Origin of the sequence: Rhodoferax sp. (assembly GCF_037143375.1) — a bacterium.
Classification (GTDB): domain Bacteria; phylum Pseudomonadota; class Gammaproteobacteria; order Burkholderiales; family Burkholderiaceae_C; genus Rhodoferax.
Map to the genome: position 1 here is coordinate 1 of NZ_JBAWYV010000078.1, position 16,265 is coordinate 16,265.

The window sequence follows — 16,265 nt, forward strand, 5'->3', positions numbered from 1 at the left end:
GGGATCAGCGTGTACATGATGTCGCGCGAACGCACCTCGCCGGTGCTGGCACGCGACCGTCGATCGCGCTCCGGTTTGACATTGCTGTTCATGGTTGTCATGAACCTGGGCGTGCTGTCGAACCACCTGATCGTGTTGTGGGCCTTGATCGAATTCACCACCTTGTGCGCTGCGCCACTGGTGGCGCGAGGTGATTCGATTGCGCCCAAACGGGTGGCATGGCGCTACCTGTTGTACTCCTCGATGTCGCTGGGCATCACTTTTCTTGGCTTCATGTGCCTGACCCAGTCCGCCCATCTGCGCGGGATGGAGATCAACTTTGCCCTTGACCAACTCAGCTTTGCCTTAACCCCGGCCAACGACCCCTGGCAGCGCCTGGGCCTGGCCTTCATGTTGTTTGGCTTGGGCGGCAAACTCGGCCTGGCCCCGCTCTATGGCTGGTTGCCTGAAACCTACGAGGCTGCCCCCACCAGCACCAGCGCCTTGTTGGCGGCCGTGCAGTTCAACATCAGCGTGGTGGCGGTGTTTCGGGTGTTGCAGGTGTTTCATGGCTTTGACGCCGGTTTTGTTTCGCAAGAGCTGCTGGTGATGGGCTACTTGTCCTTGATTTTGGCGGCGATTCAGGTCATGGCGGCGCGCAACTACAAGCGCCTGATTGCCTACGCCTGCGTCAGTTCCTCCGGCGTCATCGCCATCGGCCTGTCGGTAGGTAAAGCAGCGGCCTATGGTGTGGTGCTCTACATTGTCAGCAATGCGTTTGTGAAGTCGCTGCTGTTTTTAACGGCCGGACGGCTGCGCGCGGTCTACGGCACCAACGATGTGGCGCCGCTTAATGGCGTCATCCGGGTGTTACCGTTCTCGGGCTTGTTGTTCACGGTGGGCATTTTTGCGCTGCTGGGGTTTCCGCCATTTGCCAGTTTTCTGGCCGAAATGTACATCCTCTCCGGCATTGTGCAGGCCGGTAATTTGATGGCGTTCACGCTGATGTGCAGCATGTTGACCATCATCTTTGTCGCCACCGGGCGCACTGTATTTCCGATGCTGTGGGGCGCCTCTACGGTGGAACGGCCACGCTTCACGGAGTCACTTCTGACCACCATTCCCAAGCTGGGTTTTGTCGGCATCCTGATCATGCTGGGCACCTACCAGCCCGAGCGGATCAGCCATTTACTCATCGCGGTGGCCGAGTCCATCGGAGGGCGCTGATGAAAGCACTTGAACCCCTGTTGATGCGCGATGTGCGTCAGCTGCCCGTCCATGATTTGCAGACATTCGCTCAGCTGTGCGACGCGCGTCTGCACGCCGGGGACCGCTTGCTCACCTTGTTTGGCAGGCCGGATGTGAAAGCCGGCCCCGACGCCTTGGTCATCACCGCCGTGCTGCAACCCGAGGCGGGCGAACTCAGCGTTTTACGCGCCAGCGCACAACGCGGTGAACATTACCCAGCGCTCACCGGCCAGCACCCCGGCGCTCAAATTCATGAGCGCGAACTCTGGGAGCAAACCGACCTGCAGTCGGACGGCCACCCTTGGCTCAAACCCGTGCGGTATGAAGGCGAACGCCAGCAGCACATGGCCGACTACCCCTTTTTCAAGGTACGGGGCCAGGAGGTGCACGAGGTCGGGGTCGGCCCGATTCACGCCGGGGTGATCGAGCCGGGGCACTTCCGCTTCATGTGCCTGGGCGAACACGTTCACCACCTTGAGATTCAGTTGGGTTACCAGCACCGGGGCGTCGAAGCCTTGTTGCTGCGCCGCCCGCCTCTGACCTTGGCACCGCTGGTGGAATCCATTTGCGGCGACTCGTGTATCGCCTACTCTTGGGCCTACTGCGCGGCAGTGGAAGCCCTGACGGACACCCGCGTCAGCGCTGAAGTCGAGATGGTGCGCGGTGTGGCGCTGGAGATGGAGCGCGTGGCGATGCACCTCGCCGCCCTGAACGGTCTGGCCACCGACATTGCCTTTTTGCAAGGCGGCGCTACCTATGGCCGCTTGCGCACCGCCATCATCAACGCCAGCATGCGCATGTGTGGCAGTCGTTTTGGCCGCGGCTGGCTGCGCCCGGGTGGTGTGCGCGGCTTGACCGAGGCCCAACGTCTCGACTTGGTGCAGACCCTGAGCGCCTTTGCCAAAGATGTGGCACTGGTCAACGACCTGATGGTGAGCGCGCGCAGCGTGCAGGCGCGGTTTAAAGGCGTCGGCGTGGTCAGCCAGTTGGCCGCGCAGGAGTTGGGGCTGGTCGGTCTGGTGGCGCGTGCCAGTGGTGTGGCGCTTGACACCCGAACGCGCTTGCCGGGTCGTCTGTATGCCGCCTTGCCGGCAGATTTGCTGACCGAAGCCAGTGGTGACTGCTGGGCGCGTATGCAACTTCGCATGCGAGAAATTGACGTATCCATCTCCTGGCTTTTAAAGCTGCTGGGCGACACGGAGATCGATCTGCGCTGCGGTATGGCACCCCTCCAGAATGAGTTGCGCCCGGACCTCTTGTGCGTGTCCTTGCGTGAAGGCGCACGCGGCCCGGTGGTGCACGTGCTGGAGACGGGCGCACCCGGCCAGTTGCTGCACTACAAAGTGCAAGACCCGTCGATGCCCAACTGGTTTGGTCTGGCGCTGGCGGTCCGTGACAACGAAATCGCAGACTTCCCCGTCTGCAACAAGAGCTTTGATCTCTCCTATTGCGGCAATGATTTGTAGACCCCACCATGCTTAAATCCATCGCCGTACGGCTGTCTCAGGGCACGCAATACATTCCCAACCCGCGCACCGCCAGCCCCCTCGGACTTCGCGGCAAACCCGTCATCGGCGAGGCCGCCTGCGCCACCGGTTGCAGCGCTTGTCTGGTGGCTTGCCCCAGTCAGGCGATTAACCTCGCACCGGTGCAAATTGACTTGGGCCGTTGCGTGCTGTGCGGTGACTGCGAACCTGTGTGCCCCAGCACCAAACTCACCTTCAGCAACGATGTCAAGCTGGCCGCGACCACGCGCGAAGCCCTGACGGTGAGTGCCACACGCCCCAACCTTGATCCGATTCTGGTGTCCGCCGCGCTGCACAAACGGTTTGGCCGCTCGCTCAAGCTTCGCTCTGTCTCAGCCGGGGGTTGCAACGGTTGCGAGATGGAAATCAACGCCCTGAGCAACGTCAACTTCGACCTCGGACGCTACGGCATTGACATGGTGGCCTCGCCGCGCCACGCCGACGGATTGGTGCTCAGTGGCCCCATCACGCGCAACATGGTGGAAGCCTTGCAGATTTGCTGGGACGCTATCCCCGAACCCAAGCTGGTGATCGCAGTCGGCGCCTGTGCAATTTCAGGCGGAATATTTGCCGACTGCGACACGCTGGACCGCCGTTTTCTGGAGTCCTTCAAACCGTCGCTCTACGTGCCTGGTTGCCCGGCGCATCCCCTGACGTTCATTTGCGGCATTCTGGATTTATTGGGCATTGACAGCTAAACACTTGCATTGCTGCGCTGCTGGGCCAAATGTCGAGATGTTCAATCCTTTATTTTCCAATATTTCCAAGCTCTCACCGTGAAGATTGGATGGCAGTATTGCGATAGCTGGCACAGGGAAATACAAGCTTTGCAAGTGCTAAGATCGAAAAGACAATTTGCATTCAGGTCGCACGTGGTCGTGGAGGTTACAGGTCCACCCAAAGCGTTCTAGCCAGGACTGAACCATGCGTTACATACTTGTCGTTGACGACAATTCCGATATCCGTCGTTTGCTCAGCGTAACTTTTGTCAATCGGTACGAAATCATAGAAGCCGATAACGGCAAAGCCGCGCTCTACGCGATTCGTAAATTTCATCCGGCGGCGGTTCTGTTGGACGTGATGATGCCGGGTGAGATAGATGGCATGCAGGTGCTCGACGCCATCAAGTCCGACCCCAAGACTCGAGACATTCCGGTAGCCATGGTCACTTCGCGTGGCCAGCAGGTCGATCAGGATGACGCCAAGCGACGTGGTGCGGATGCCTATTTTGTAAAACCCTTCAGCCCTCAGAAGGTGGGCTCCTGGATTCAGGGCCTTGCTCACTAAACCTTGCTGCGCCAGCGCGTCGGCATACCTCTCATGATCGATCCTCCCTACGCCCAATTGACAGTGGCCGAACTTCAACAGTTGGCGCGTGGAAATTCAGCTCACAAACCGGATGCACAGGCACGCTTCGAACTGGGGCAACGCTATGCAACAGGCACAGGTGTCGAAAAAGATAACCGGCAGGCCGCGCATTGGTTTGCCCTCGGAGCTGATATCGGCCACCTTGGGGCGCAACGCAATCTGGCATTTGCCTATCTTCACGGCAGGGGGGTGGAGAAGGACATGGTCGAGGGCATCAGGCAGTTGCGTAATGTCGCAGAGCGCGGCGACGCGCCGGCCCGCCGACAGCTGGGGTACCACTACGCGACCGGCACCGGCATTGCCAAGGACGAAAACGAAGCCGTGCACTGGTTTCGCATGGCCGCAGAGCAGGGAGATGTCTTCGCCTTGTACAACCTGGGATTTGCCTACGACAACGGGCGTGGAATTCCGATTGATCCGATGCTTGCAATTTACTGGTATCAACGTGCCGCAGAGCAGGGCATGGCCGATGCCCAATGCGCGCTGGGGCTGATCTATGAGGCCGGCTTGAGCGTGCCGGTGGACTACCCAAAAAGTGTTAAATGGAACCGACTGGCGGCAGAGCAAGACCATGCCGAGGCTTGCAGCAATTTGGGCTGGCTGTATGAAAATGGTTTGGGCGTGACACAAGATCTGGACCAGGCTGACCATTGGTACGCGATCGCAGCGCGCCAGGAGTTTACCCAGGCGAAAGAGCGACTGGCTCGACTGCGACAGAAGCGGCCTGAGCATCCAGTGGAAACCGTTTCGTCCGAAATATCTGCTAGCTGCCTAACGCTGTCTGAAGAGACTGTGAGCCAGGCACCCAGCGTGGCAGCGTACCTGAATCAGGCATTTTCTGGTCTGATCGGGCTGGAGGGGGTACGCGACGAAGTCCTGCGCCAGGCTAGCTACATCCACGTGCAAAAGCTGCGTGCGCAACAAGGTCTACGGATTCCCAGGTGGCCGTCTCGCCATTTGGTTTTTATGGGCAATCCGGGAACTGGAAAAACGACTGTCGCCAGAATCATCGTCGGCCTGTATCAGCGTCTGGGTATTCTCAAGAGCGACAAAATTATCGAGACTGATCGCGCCGGCTTGGTGGCCCCCTACATCGGCCAGTCGGCGCTAAAGACCAAGAAATTGGTGGAGTCGGCGCTAGGTGGGGTTTTATTCATTGATGAAGCCTATGCGCTGGCTCGTTCCGGTGCGCAAGACTTTGGCCATGAAGCCATAGAAACACTGCTCAAGATGATGGAAGACCACCGCGACGACCTGGTGGTAATTGTGGCCGGTTACAGCGCCGAGATGGAAAGCTTTCTTGAATCCAATCCGGGTTTGGCATCGCGCTTCAACCGGTACCTGCACTTTCCGGACTACTCCCCGGCTGAGCTGTTGCAGATCCTGCAGAATTTTTGCGCCACACAGTCTTACGCATTGGATACTGATGTGAATGAGGGGTTGCAAACTCTTTTCGGCCGCGAGATCAAAGGGCAGCGTGGTCACTTCGGCAATGCCCGTTATGTTCGGAATTTGTTTGAAAAAATGATAGAGGCTCAGGCACTGCGAATCTGCAAACTTCCTACAGCCTCCACTGTAGATCTGCAGAATATTCTGCGCGTTGATGTGGAGTCCGCCCTCGGCCACGCCTTGCCAGAGACCGACGTCAGCGCCATCAGCTATGAGCACGCACTGGCCCGACTCGATGCCTTGGTAGGACTGCACCAGGTTAAGCAACAGGTGCGCCGCCTGCTGGCCTTTATGCGCACCCAACACGCGCGGACTGAGGCCGGCAACAAAGCTGCGCAGGGTTTTTCTCAGCATCTGATCTTTACCGGAAATCCCGGCACCGGGAAAACCGTTGTGGCCCGAATTTTGGCCGACCTCTACTTCAGCCTTGGCATCATTCCATCCAACCGCATGGTGGAAGTCGATCGTTCCGGCTTGGTAGCAGGCTATGTCGGCCAGTCCGCCCTGAAGACCCAGACAGTAGTGCAATCAGCCTTGGGCGGTGTGCTGTTCATAGACGAGGCCTATGCCCTGAACGATAGCGATGGCGGAGCCGGCTTTGGTGCGGAAGTGGTGGACACCTTGCTCAAGGCAATGGAAGACCAGCGTGCACAACTCGTGGTGATTGTTGCTGGTTACACCGCGCCCATGCAGGTCTTTATCCAGAGCAACCCGGGGTTGCGTTCGCGCTTTAACCACCACATTGCATTTGAGGACTATTCCCCGCAAGAATTACTCGAAATTTTCACCGTCTTCTGCCGGGAATCAGAATACGCGCTGGATGGCGCTGCGCGCGCGCCGTTGCTCCAAGCCTTTGATCAGCTATTCAGCACTGGCGCCACTGAGTCAAACGGGCGTTTTGTGCGAAACGTATTCGAGCGCGCCATTGAAGTGCAGTCGGGACGCCTGTCCGCGCAAGAAGATGATCCCGGCAATGACATGAACCTGCTACTCAACGTGGACGTTTTGCAGGCACTGCAAGAGGTGCAAGCAGAGCGGTTGTAAACGCCGACCTGACGCCAAAATTCGGTTTCAAGAAATCCCAAGGCCAACAACGCAGGAAACCCACCCAACACTGTCAAGCGCGCCGCTGTACCGCTTTCAAAATACCGCGCAGTATTTCAATCGGGGCCGGAGGGCAACCGGGGACCGTGACATCGACGGCTATCACTTTTGAAACCGGCCCCAAGCTGGCATAGCTCTCGCCAAATAGTCCCCCATCGCAACCACAGTCGCCCACCGCCACCACCAGTTTGGGATCGGGCGTGGCATCATAGGTACGACGCAAGGCCATTGCCATATTGCACGATACCGGCCCAGTCACCAGCAGCAGGTCAGCGTGGCGTGGACTGGCCACAAACTTGATGCCCAGACCCTCGATGTTGTAGTACGGGTTGCCCAGCGCATTGATCTCCAGTTCGCAGCCGTTGCAAGAGCCCGCATCGACCATGCGAATGGTCAGCGCCTGACCCAAAATAGCCAGCAGGTCCTGGTGAATGCGCCCTGCTTCGAGCAGCACGGCATCTGTGTCAAGGGGCAAGGGCTCGGTGCGAATGCCATTTTTGGCAATCTGTTTGACGACTTTCCAAATCATAAATCTTGCCCCGAATAGCTGAGGTTGAAGGACTTGTTGATCAGCGGAAAGTCCGGCACGATATTGCCCATGATGGCGTGCTCCAGAACCGGCCAGTTCTGCCAGGAAGGGTCATGCAAATGACAGCGCCGAATGCGGTGCTGGCTGCCTGCCCCCGCCAACTCAAGCGCCACAAAAACCTCCCCGCGCCAGCCCTCGACCCAGCCCGCACCCCGGCTCGTAGGGTCCGGCAAGCAGACATCGCTGCGCACCTCGCCCGCGGGCAACTCTGTCAGTATTTGACGGATCAGTCGCAGTGATTCAAAAACTTCGTCAAAGCGCACCGCCACCCGGGCTGCCACATCGCCGTTGCGCTGGGTGGCCATCTTGACGTGCAAGCGGTCGTAGGGCGGCGCGGGATGGTCACAACGCAAATCCCAGGCTTGAGCGCTGGCACGTCCTGACATGCCGGTCAGCCCCAATTGCGCCGCCAATGCCGGGGCCACGCGCCCGGTGGTCAAGAAACGGTCTTGCAGCCCAGAATGAGCCTCGTAGATCGCATACAAATCTTTCACTTCGCGCTCAACGGCATCACATTGCTTAGTCAGATGGCCTTTGTGCGCTGCGTCAACATCGCACGCCACGCCTCCTGGCACCACGCAATCCATCATCAAGCGATGGCCAAACACCACTTTGGACAGGCGCAACCAGTCTTCACGCAAACGAGAGAACTGGGCCAAACCAAACGCAAATGCCGCATCGTTGCCCAGCGCCCCCAAGTCGCCCAGGTGGTTGGCAATGCGTTCGCGCTCCAGCAGCAAGGCCCGCAAACTGGCAGCCCGGGGCGAAATGACGCATTCAGCCGCGGCCTCCAGCGCCATGCAGTACGCCCAGGCAAACGCCACCGTGGTGTCGCCCGACACCCTGCCCGCCAAGCGGTGCGCCTGCAGCGGCGGCAACTGCGTCATGCGCGCCTCAACCCCTTTGTGTGTGTAGCCCAGGCGTTGCTCCAGTCGCAGCACTTTTTCGCCCACCACGGAAAAACGGAAATGTCCGGGTTCGATCACACCCGCATGCACCGGGCCGACCGCGATTTCATGAACGCCATCGCCTTCGACCCGAACGAAGGGGTAATCAAGCAACTCACCAGCAGTCGGCAAGGGCGTTGCATCTTCCGAGTGCTGGAGAGGAAAATAATCGACGGGCCATGCGCCGTGGTTCAGCCACGGACGCAGGTCTTTGGCATCACCCGCCTCGATACCTGACAACTCAAAAGCAGCCCGCTGCATTCTGGCCACGGCCGGGAAAAACGGCACCAGGTCTGGGTAGTGGCGCTGGTCGCCGGCCAACGGTAATTCAAGCCAGACCAAGCCGTCTGCCACGCCATACGCCACACACACCGAGGCTCCTTGCGCCAGTGCGCCAGCCCACAAGGCGATCAATCGCCCCCCTGAATCGCGAACGGCGAGGGCGGCGGCAAGCCAATCCGTTGTCGAGACGCTGGCGTAACCCATTGGCACTGGGGTTGCCAAGCGCTGAAAGTCGACGGCCATGCCTGGAATTTTCATCAATAGCCTCCGACCATTTTTGCGGCCTGCACAAACCAGTGATTCAGGTAGGGTGGAATGTAAAGCCCCAGCACCAATCCGATGCCAAGGTGAATAAACACCGGCAGCAGCGCCGGTGGATGGGCCAGCGGTTTCAGCGATGTTTCGCCAAACACCATGGGCAACACCCGCACCAGCATGGAGGCAAAAGCCACACCGAGTGCGATGAACAAAAAGGGCGTGGCCCAGGGCTGCTCGCGCATGGCGGTGGTAAGAATTAAGAACTCGCTGGCAAAAATGCCAAACGGGGGCATGCCCAAAATGGCCATCACGCCCAGCATCAGACCCCAGCCGACCGTCGGGTTGACTTTGATCAGGCCACGAATCTCACTCATGATCTGGGTGCCGGCTTTTTGTGTCGCGTGGCCTACCGTAAAGAAAATGGCTGATTTGATAAGCGAATGCACCGTCATGTGCAACAAACCGGCAAAATTGGCAACAGGTCCGCCCATGCCAAACGCAAAGGTGATCAGCCCCATGTGCTCAATCGACGAGTAAGAAAACATGCGCTTCACATCTTTTTGACGCGACAAAAAGAACGACGCTACTACCACCGACAGCAGACCGAACCCCATCATGAGTTGCCCAGCCAAATGACTCTGCAAGGCTCCGTCGGTCAGCACCTTGCAGCGCAGCACGGCATACATGGCCACGTTGAGCAACAGGCCAGACAGCACGGCAGAGACCGGCGTCGGGCCTTCGGCATGGGCATCGGGCAACCAGCTGTGCAAAGGCACCATGCCAACTTTTGCGCCATAACCGATGAACAAAAAGGCAAAGGCCAGCGTGACGATGGCCGGGTCTAGCTGGGTCTTGATGGCATCCAGACTGGTCCATAACAATGTGGCGCCGTGGGGGCCCAGTACTTTTTCGGCCGCCATGTACAAGAGCACGGTGCCAAACAAGGCCTGGGCAATGCCCACGCCACACAAAATGAAATATTTCCAGGCGGCCTCCAGGCTGGCGGCCGTGCGGTACACGCTGACCAACAGCACGGTGGTCAGCGTGGCGGCCTCCATCGCCACCCACAAAATGCCCAGATTATTGGTGGTCAGCGCCAGCAGCATGGTGAAGCTGAACAGCTGGTACATGCCGTGGTACAGGCGCATGCGTTTGGGGTTCATCTTGCCGTGGTCTTGCTCCACCCGCATGTAGGGACGGGAGAAGATGGCGGTGGTGAGCCCGACAAAAGCCGTCAGGGTGACCAAAAAAACATTTAACGGGTCAATGAAAAATTGCTGATCCCAGACGAACGCCGGTCCGCCTGCGATGATCTGTGCCGTCAAGATACAAGCCGCGATAAAAGTACCCAGACTGAAGATGACATTGATGTTGCGGGCGACATCGCGATGACCGGTCAATCCCAAAACCACCGCGCCCGCCAGTGGAATACCCAAAACAAAGTAAAGAACGTGCATGTTCAGTCTTCCTTGAGCGATTCAAGGTGGTGAATATCGAGGCTATCGAATTTTTCACGGATCTGAAACATGAACACCCCCAGAATCAGCACCCCAACCAACACATCCAGCGCAATGCCAAACTCCACGATCATGGGCATGCCGTTGGTCACGGTGGTGGCCGCAAAGATGAGACCGTTTTCCATGGATAAAAACCCGATGACCTGCGGCACAGCTTTGGAGCGCGTGATCATCATCATGAAGGACAGCAGCACGCAGGCCAGCGCAATACCGAGTGAGCCGCCCGCCATCGAAGAGGACAAGCGCGAAATCGGCAAGGCCAGACTGAAAGCAAAGATTACGAGTGCAATACCCACCAGCATGGTGGTGGGAATATTGAACAGTGTCTCTACGTCCCAGCGCACGTTCAGCTTGCGAATGACCCGGTGCAGCAGCCACGGGATCAGGATAACTTTAAGCACCAGCGTCAAGCCCGCCGACACATACAAATCGGGTTGGTGTGTGGCATAGCCGAGCAGGACAGACGCGGCCACCAAGGCAGCCCCCTGCAGGGCAAACAGATTGATCAGCGAGACGATGCGGCGCTGCGAGATCATGGCAAACGACAGCATCAAGATCAGGGTCGCAAACAGGTTGATCAACTGCGGAACAAACTTGATCATGCAACCCCCAGCAAGATGTTGACCAGCAGCCCGATCACCGCCAGCAAAAAGGCCGTGGCGAGAAACTCCGGCACCCGAAAGATGCGCATCTTGGCGCTGACGGTCTCGATGAACGCCATCAACACCCCGCCAATCGCCAACTTGACCATCAACACCGGCAAGGCCAGCAGTAGCGCGAGCGGTGCATTGGCTTCTGCCACGCCCCAGGGAAAAAACAGCGCCAGCCCCATGCAGGAATAGGCGAACAGTTTCAGGCTGGCGGCCCATTCCAGCAGCGCCAGATGACGACCCGAATACTCCAGAATCAAGGCCTCATGGATCATGGTGAGTTCCAGATGGGTGTCCGGGTTGTCCACCGGCACCCGCGCATTCTCGGCCAGCGACACCATGGTGAACGCCACCCCGGCCACCAGCATGCTGGGGTATATCGCCAGTTCGCGGTGCGCCAGCGTTTCGACGATGGTGGTGAGTGAGGTTGAGCCTGAAATCATGGAGGCACAAAACAGCACCATCAGCAGCGCGGGTTCGGCCAGAAAGCCCACCAGCATTTCGCGCCGGGCACCCAAACTGCCAAAGGCGGTGCCCACATCCATCGCCGCCAACGAGATAAAAACACGCGCCAGCGCAAACAAACCCACCAACGCAATGGCGTCCGCAGCCGGGGACAAAGGCAAGTCGGTAGACAAGGTCGGGATGATGGCGCTGGCCAGCAACATACAGCCAAAAACAATATAGGGCGCCATGCGAAACAGAGTGGACGCGTGCTCCGCCAACACCGATTCCTTGTTGAACAGCTTGCGCAGCACACGGTAGGGCTGCAGCAAGCCGGGTGCCGACTTGTTCTGCAATCGGGCCCGCCACTGATTCACCCAGCCCGACAGCAACGGGGCCAGCAGCAGCGCCACGACAATCGCCATGAGTTGCGACAGCAGGCCGAGCGCGCTCATTGCTTCACCACCAGCAACACCACGATCAGGGTCACAAAGCTGTACATCAGGTACACGGCGATGCGCCCTTGTTGCAACAGTCCGATAATTTTTGACACGCGCTCCACCCCCGCTGCCACCGGCAGGTAAAGCCAGTGCCACAGAGGATCTTCGACCGTCACCCGGTAATGCGGTTGCTCATCAAACGCGGTGGGCAGTTCGCGCCTCATCCGAAACAACGGCTCGAATATTTGTCGAATGGGTTGCCCAAAGCCTTCGGCGGTGTCTTGCATGCGGGCGGTTTGCCACGGATGACCACAGTCCCACGGTGGGGCGCGGCGGGTGCCGCCCTTGTACAACTGGCGAACGATCAGGTACGCCACCCCAAAGCAGGCCAGTACACCCAATAAGAATATGGTGGGGGCGTAGCTGGCGCGCTCCATGCTGACCGGCACCAGCAGCCAGCCACTGGCCTCCACTGTTTTAGCCAAACCGGCCGAGACCAGCAACTGCGTCACCGGATCAATCAGCCCAATCACCTGATTGGGGAACAAGCCCAGCACCACGCAACCCAGCGCCAGCCACACCATGCCCATGCGCTCCCAAGTTCCTGCGTCATGTGCTCCGGCGAGCTTTTCTTCACGCGGTTGGCCCAGAAAAATGATGCCAAAGAACTTGACCATGGTGTAGCCAGACAGCGCGGCAATCAGCGCAATCAGCGCGGCCACCACTGGCACCAGCATGTTGAGAAACGAACTGGGCAGCCCGGTGGTGAACAGAAAACTCTGCAGCAGCAACCACTCGGCCACGAAGCCCCCAAAAGGCGGCAGACCGGCGCAGGACAGCGCACCAACCAGACTGGGCCAGGCAACCCAGGGCATGTACCGAATTAAGCCACCCAGTTTGCCAAGACTGCGTTCACCGGTGGCGTGCAACACCGCGCCCGTGCTGCAAAACAGCAGACTTTTAAAAAAGGCGTGACTAAGGACGTGGTACAGCGCCGCCGTCAAGGCCAGGGCCGACAGCGTTTTCATGCCGTAGACTGAGAACAGCAGCGACAGCCCAAAGCCGACGCACATCAGGCCCACGTTTTCAATGGACGAATACGCCAACAGACGCTTCATTTCCACCTGCACGGTGGAGAACACCACGCCGAACAGGGCCGTCACCAAGCCCATCGCCATCAGCAGCACGCCCCACCACCAGAGGCGCGTTTGCAGCAAATCAAACGCCACCCGCAAGATGCCATACAAGGCAATTTTCAGCATCACCCCGCTCATCAAGGCCGAAAAAGGCGACGGTGCCGCCGGATGCGCCTCGGGCAACCAGGCATGCAGAGGCAAGATACCGGCCTTGGCACCAAAGCCAAACACCGCCAGCACAAAGGCCACCGACGCCCAGAACGGCGACAGGTGCTGGGCCCGCATATTGGCAAAGGTGTAGTCCCCGGTGTTGGCCTGCAGCACACCAAAGCACAGCAAGATGCCCAAGGCGCCGATGTGGGCGACCAGCATGTACAAATAACCTGCGTTGCGAATCTCGGCACTGCGGTGGTTTGCCATGACCAGAAAAAAGGACGAAAAAGCCATCGTTTCCCAAACCACCATGAAGGCATAGGCATCATCCGCAATCACCACCATGGCAATGCTGGCCAAAAAGACGTGGTACTCGAAGCAGATCAAGCCAGGTGGCGTGCCCTCGCCCTGTCGGAAATAGCCGGCGGCAAACAAGGACACCCCGACCGATACGCCACCCATCAGCATCAGAAAGAAAGCCGACAAACTATCGAGTCGCAGATGAAATGGCAGTTGAGGTAGTCCGATAGGTAGCACGGCCACTTCGGGACCACTGCTCGCAGCACTAAGCGCCACCCCCATCAGCACCAGCGATATGACGCCACTCACAGGAAACAGCACGTTCACCACCAGGCCGAAGCGCTTGAGTGCAAACACCCCCAGCAGGCCCAACAGAAGCCAGGCACAGACCAGCACCAAGACCCAATCAAGGTGAACCCAGGCTGCTAGATTGGTTAAACCATTCATCCAACCATAGTACTCGCTGGGGAATGAATACGGCTACAACTTGAAACGCGAAAAATCAACATCGATGCGCACAGAGTTTGATCAAAATTAATAATTACATTTGTCGCCAGTCGCATTTCCGCCCCGTTAACGACGCGACAATAGCGGCCATGACTTTCAAGCCCCATCAGCCTTTGCGTCAAGCGCTCTCTTTCTTTCGGCCCCGTTTGGTGGATGCCATTCAAGGCTACAACCGACCCCGGTTCATCAAGGACCTTGGCGCCGGACTCACCGTCGGCGTGGTTGCGCTACCCCTGTCGATGGCCTTTGCCATTGCCAGCGGACTGAAACCGGAAGCGGGCCTGTTCACGGCCATTCTGGCGGGTCTGCTGATCTCGGTATTGGGCGGTAGCCGGGTGCAAATTGGCGGCCCCGCCGGTGCCTTCATCGTGATTGTTTACGGCATCGTCGAACGTTATGGCTTGGCCAACCTGATTTTGGCCACCGCCATGTCAGGGGTCATGTTGTTTGCCATGGGGTTTTTCAAAATGGGCACGCTGATCCGGTTCATCCCGATTGCGGTGGTCATCGGCTTCACCAATGGCATTGCGGTGCTGATTGCGCTGTCGCAGGTGAAAGACTTTTTAGGATTGAGTGTGGTCAGCATGCCCGCCAACTTCTTTGGCATGCTGAGCACCCTGACCCATGCGATCGACACCCTCAACCCGCAAGCCGCAGCGATGGCCGTGTTGTGCCTGAGCACTTTGGTCATGTGGCAGATTGCCCTGCCTAAACTGGCTCGAAAACACCGGTGGGCCGCGCGCTTGGCTCTGGTGCCCGGCACGGTGGTGGTGCTGGTGCTGGCCACGGTATGCGTGTCGGTGCTCAAACTGCCGATCGAAACCATTGGCAGCCGTTTCGGCGGTATCCCGTCCACCCTGCCAACGCTGGTTTGGCCTGACTTCTCTTGGGAGTCGGCGCGCTTTTTGTTTATTCCTGCGCTCACGTTGGCCCTACTCGGCGCCATTGAATCCCTGCTGTGCGCCCGCGTGGCTGACAGTATGATTGACGACCGCCACAACCCCAACCAGGAACTGATGGCACAGGGCATCGCCAACTTTGTCACGCCTTTTTTTGGTGGCATGCCAGCCACCGGCACCATCGCCCGCACCGTCACCAACGTCAAAAGTGGCGCCACCAGCCCGATCGCGGGTGTGGTGCATGCCGTCACGCTGCTGCTGGTCATCTTGCTGGCCGCCCCATTGGCGCAGGATATTCCACTCGCCGCCATGGCCGCCATCCTGATGTTTGTGGCCTGGAACATGGGTGAATGGCGGGAGTTTGTGCACCTGCGCCAGTACCGCATGCCGTACCGCGCCACCCTGCTGTCAGTGTTCTTCCTGACGGTGGTGTTTGACCTGACTGTTGCCGTGGAAGTCGGTCTGGTGGCGGCGTGCATCACCTTCATTTACCGTATTTCAAGCCTCTCTCGTTGCGAAGTCGTGAGTGATCAAGACTACCCGGCGCTTGCCGAACAGGCCGGCCAAGTCGCCAGCTACCGGCTTTATGGCGCCCTGTTTTTTGGTGCCGTCAAACTGATTGAAGACCTGCAAGACCGCCTGCCCGCCCGGGTGTTGATGCTGGATATGAAAAACGTCATTTACATTGACTCCTCTGGCGCAGACACCTTGAACGACCTTGCCCGTGCCTGTGCTAAAAACAAGGTGAGATTGGTGGTGTGCGGCCTGAGCCACCAACCGCTGGATATCACCGAGCGCTGCGGTTTTGTTACCCAAGTGGGCGCGGCCCATTTATTCCCCGATCTGGCCGAAGGCGTGGCGGCAGCGCTGGCCCGGTAAAATTCAACAAATAGGAAGATTTATGAACATTTTTTACCGACCCAAATACCTGTCTGAAGCCACTCAATTCATTGATCAACTGAAAGACAAAGACCCCTCGATCCATGCCAAGCAGCGCGAAGGCCGTGATCTGCTGTGGGACAAAAACGTGAGCCGCAGTGACTGGAGCGCGTTCCGCGAGGCGGAAGTTGCGCAGAAGCCCTACGTTTACCAAACCGCTGGCAAATAAGCGGTTTATAAGGCAAATAAGCCTCTAGCGCTTATGCTTATTGCGTATGCAGCTACTCAATTAATAGCATATTAATGACAGAAACCGCTGACCGCAGCGCGCTCGCCCTTCCCGCTGCGACCGATCCGACGGGGATGCCCGAGGTGGTGGACCACGTCGCCGTGGCTCGGCTTTATGGCGAGCCGCTGTTTGCCATGCCGCGGGATTTGTACATTCCGCCGGATGCGTTGGAAGTATTTCTCGAAGCCTTTGAAGGTCCGCTGGACTTACTGCTTTACCTGATTCGCAAGCAGAATTTCAACATTCTGGACATTCCCATGGCGGGCGTCACGCGCCAATACCTGGTTTATGTCGACGAAAT

At 58.4% G+C, this 16,265-nt stretch carries 13 protein-coding genes and 1 pseudogene; 8 read left to right on the forward strand and 6 right to left on the reverse strand.

Translation table 11 applies throughout. The annotated features are described in order from the left end of the window. The 5 genes from WCG50_RS12170 to WCG50_RS12190 form a co-directional block, all read left to right on the forward strand. Positions 1-1,206: proton-conducting transporter membrane subunit (locus WCG50_RS12170; protein WP_336899872.1), on the forward strand; the 1,206-nt coding region annotated here is incomplete at its 5' end. Beyond that, positions 1,206-2,693, forward strand: a complete 1,488-nt coding sequence (locus tag WCG50_RS12175; RefSeq protein WP_336899873.1) for a hypothetical protein — start codon at positions 1,206-1,208, stop codon at positions 2,691-2,693. The genes WCG50_RS12170 and WCG50_RS12175, both read left to right, overlap by 1 nt. 8 nt (positions 2,694-2,701) lie before the next feature. Beyond that, the gene (locus tag WCG50_RS12180) at positions 2,702-3,451 is read left to right on the forward strand and encodes a 4Fe-4S dicluster domain-containing protein (RefSeq protein WP_336899874.1); all 750 of its coding nucleotides are present in this window, start codon (positions 2,702-2,704) and stop codon (positions 3,449-3,451) included. 226 nt (positions 3,452-3,677) lie between these two features. Next, positions 3,678-4,040, forward strand: coding sequence for a response regulator (locus WCG50_RS12185; protein ID WP_336899875.1), 363 nt, complete (start codon positions 3,678-3,680; stop codon positions 4,038-4,040). 33 nt (positions 4,041-4,073) lie between these two features. Further along, positions 4,074-6,614 carry an AAA family ATPase gene (locus WCG50_RS12190; protein ID WP_336899876.1) on the forward strand — a complete coding sequence of 847 codons (2,541 nt, stop codon included), beginning with the start codon at positions 4,074-4,076 and terminating at the stop codon, positions 6,612-6,614. A 73-nt stretch (positions 6,615-6,687) separates the two neighbouring features. Here WCG50_RS12190 and WCG50_RS12195 read toward each other — a convergent pair whose 3' ends face one another. The 6 genes from WCG50_RS12195 to hyfB are packed head-to-tail and all read right to left on the reverse strand — an operon-like array spanning position 6,688 to position 13,837. Continuing rightward, the gene (locus WCG50_RS12195; RefSeq protein ID WP_336899884.1) at positions 6,688-7,200 is read right to left on the reverse strand and encodes a formate hydrogenlyase; all 513 of its coding nucleotides are present in this window, start codon (positions 7,198-7,200) and stop codon (positions 6,688-6,690) included. Then, entirely contained in the window at positions 7,200-8,750 is a 1,551-nt protein-coding gene (locus WCG50_RS12200; RefSeq protein WP_336899877.1) for an NADH-quinone oxidoreductase subunit C, read from the reverse strand. The genes WCG50_RS12195 and WCG50_RS12200 overlap by 1 nt, the downstream gene beginning before the upstream one ends. Further along, positions 8,750-10,207 (reverse strand): hydrogenase 4 subunit F, encoded by a 1,458-nt coding sequence (locus tag WCG50_RS12205; RefSeq protein WP_336899878.1) that lies wholly within the window; start codon positions 10,205-10,207, stop codon positions 8,750-8,752. The genes WCG50_RS12200 and WCG50_RS12205 overlap by 1 nt, the downstream gene beginning before the upstream one ends. A 2-nt stretch (positions 10,208-10,209) precedes the next feature. Next, positions 10,210-10,869: a formate hydrogenlyase gene (locus WCG50_RS12210; RefSeq protein ID WP_336899879.1), complete on the reverse strand. Its 660-nt coding sequence runs from the start codon at positions 10,867-10,869 to the stop codon at positions 10,210-10,212. Next, positions 10,866-11,816, reverse strand: coding sequence for an NADH-quinone oxidoreductase subunit H (locus tag WCG50_RS12215; RefSeq protein ID WP_336899880.1), 951 nt, complete (start codon positions 11,814-11,816; stop codon positions 10,866-10,868). Before WCG50_RS12215 ends, WCG50_RS12210 begins: the two co-directional genes overlap by 4 nt. Further along, positions 11,813-13,837, reverse strand: a complete 2,025-nt coding sequence (gene hyfB, locus WCG50_RS12220; protein ID WP_336899881.1) for a hydrogenase 4 subunit B — start codon at positions 13,835-13,837, stop codon at positions 11,813-11,815. Before hyfB ends, WCG50_RS12215 begins: the two co-directional genes overlap by 4 nt. Before the next feature lie 149 nt (positions 13,838-13,986). On the opposite strand from hyfB, the gene WCG50_RS12225 reads away from it, so the two are divergent. The 3 genes and pseudogenes from WCG50_RS12225 to WCG50_RS12235 form a co-directional block, all read left to right on the forward strand. After that, entirely contained in the window at positions 13,987-15,675 is a 1,689-nt protein-coding gene (locus tag WCG50_RS12225) for a SulP family inorganic anion transporter (RefSeq protein WP_336899882.1), read from the forward strand. Positions 15,676-15,697: 22 nt separating this feature from the next. Then, on the forward strand, positions 15,698-15,904 hold the full coding sequence (locus tag WCG50_RS12230; RefSeq protein ID WP_336899883.1) for a DUF3460 family protein: 207 nt from the start codon (positions 15,698-15,700) through the stop codon (positions 15,902-15,904). Positions 15,905-15,978: 74 nt separating this feature from the next. Then, positions 15,979-16,265 (forward strand): annotated as a pseudogene (locus WCG50_RS12235) (segregation/condensation protein A); the annotation flags it as partial.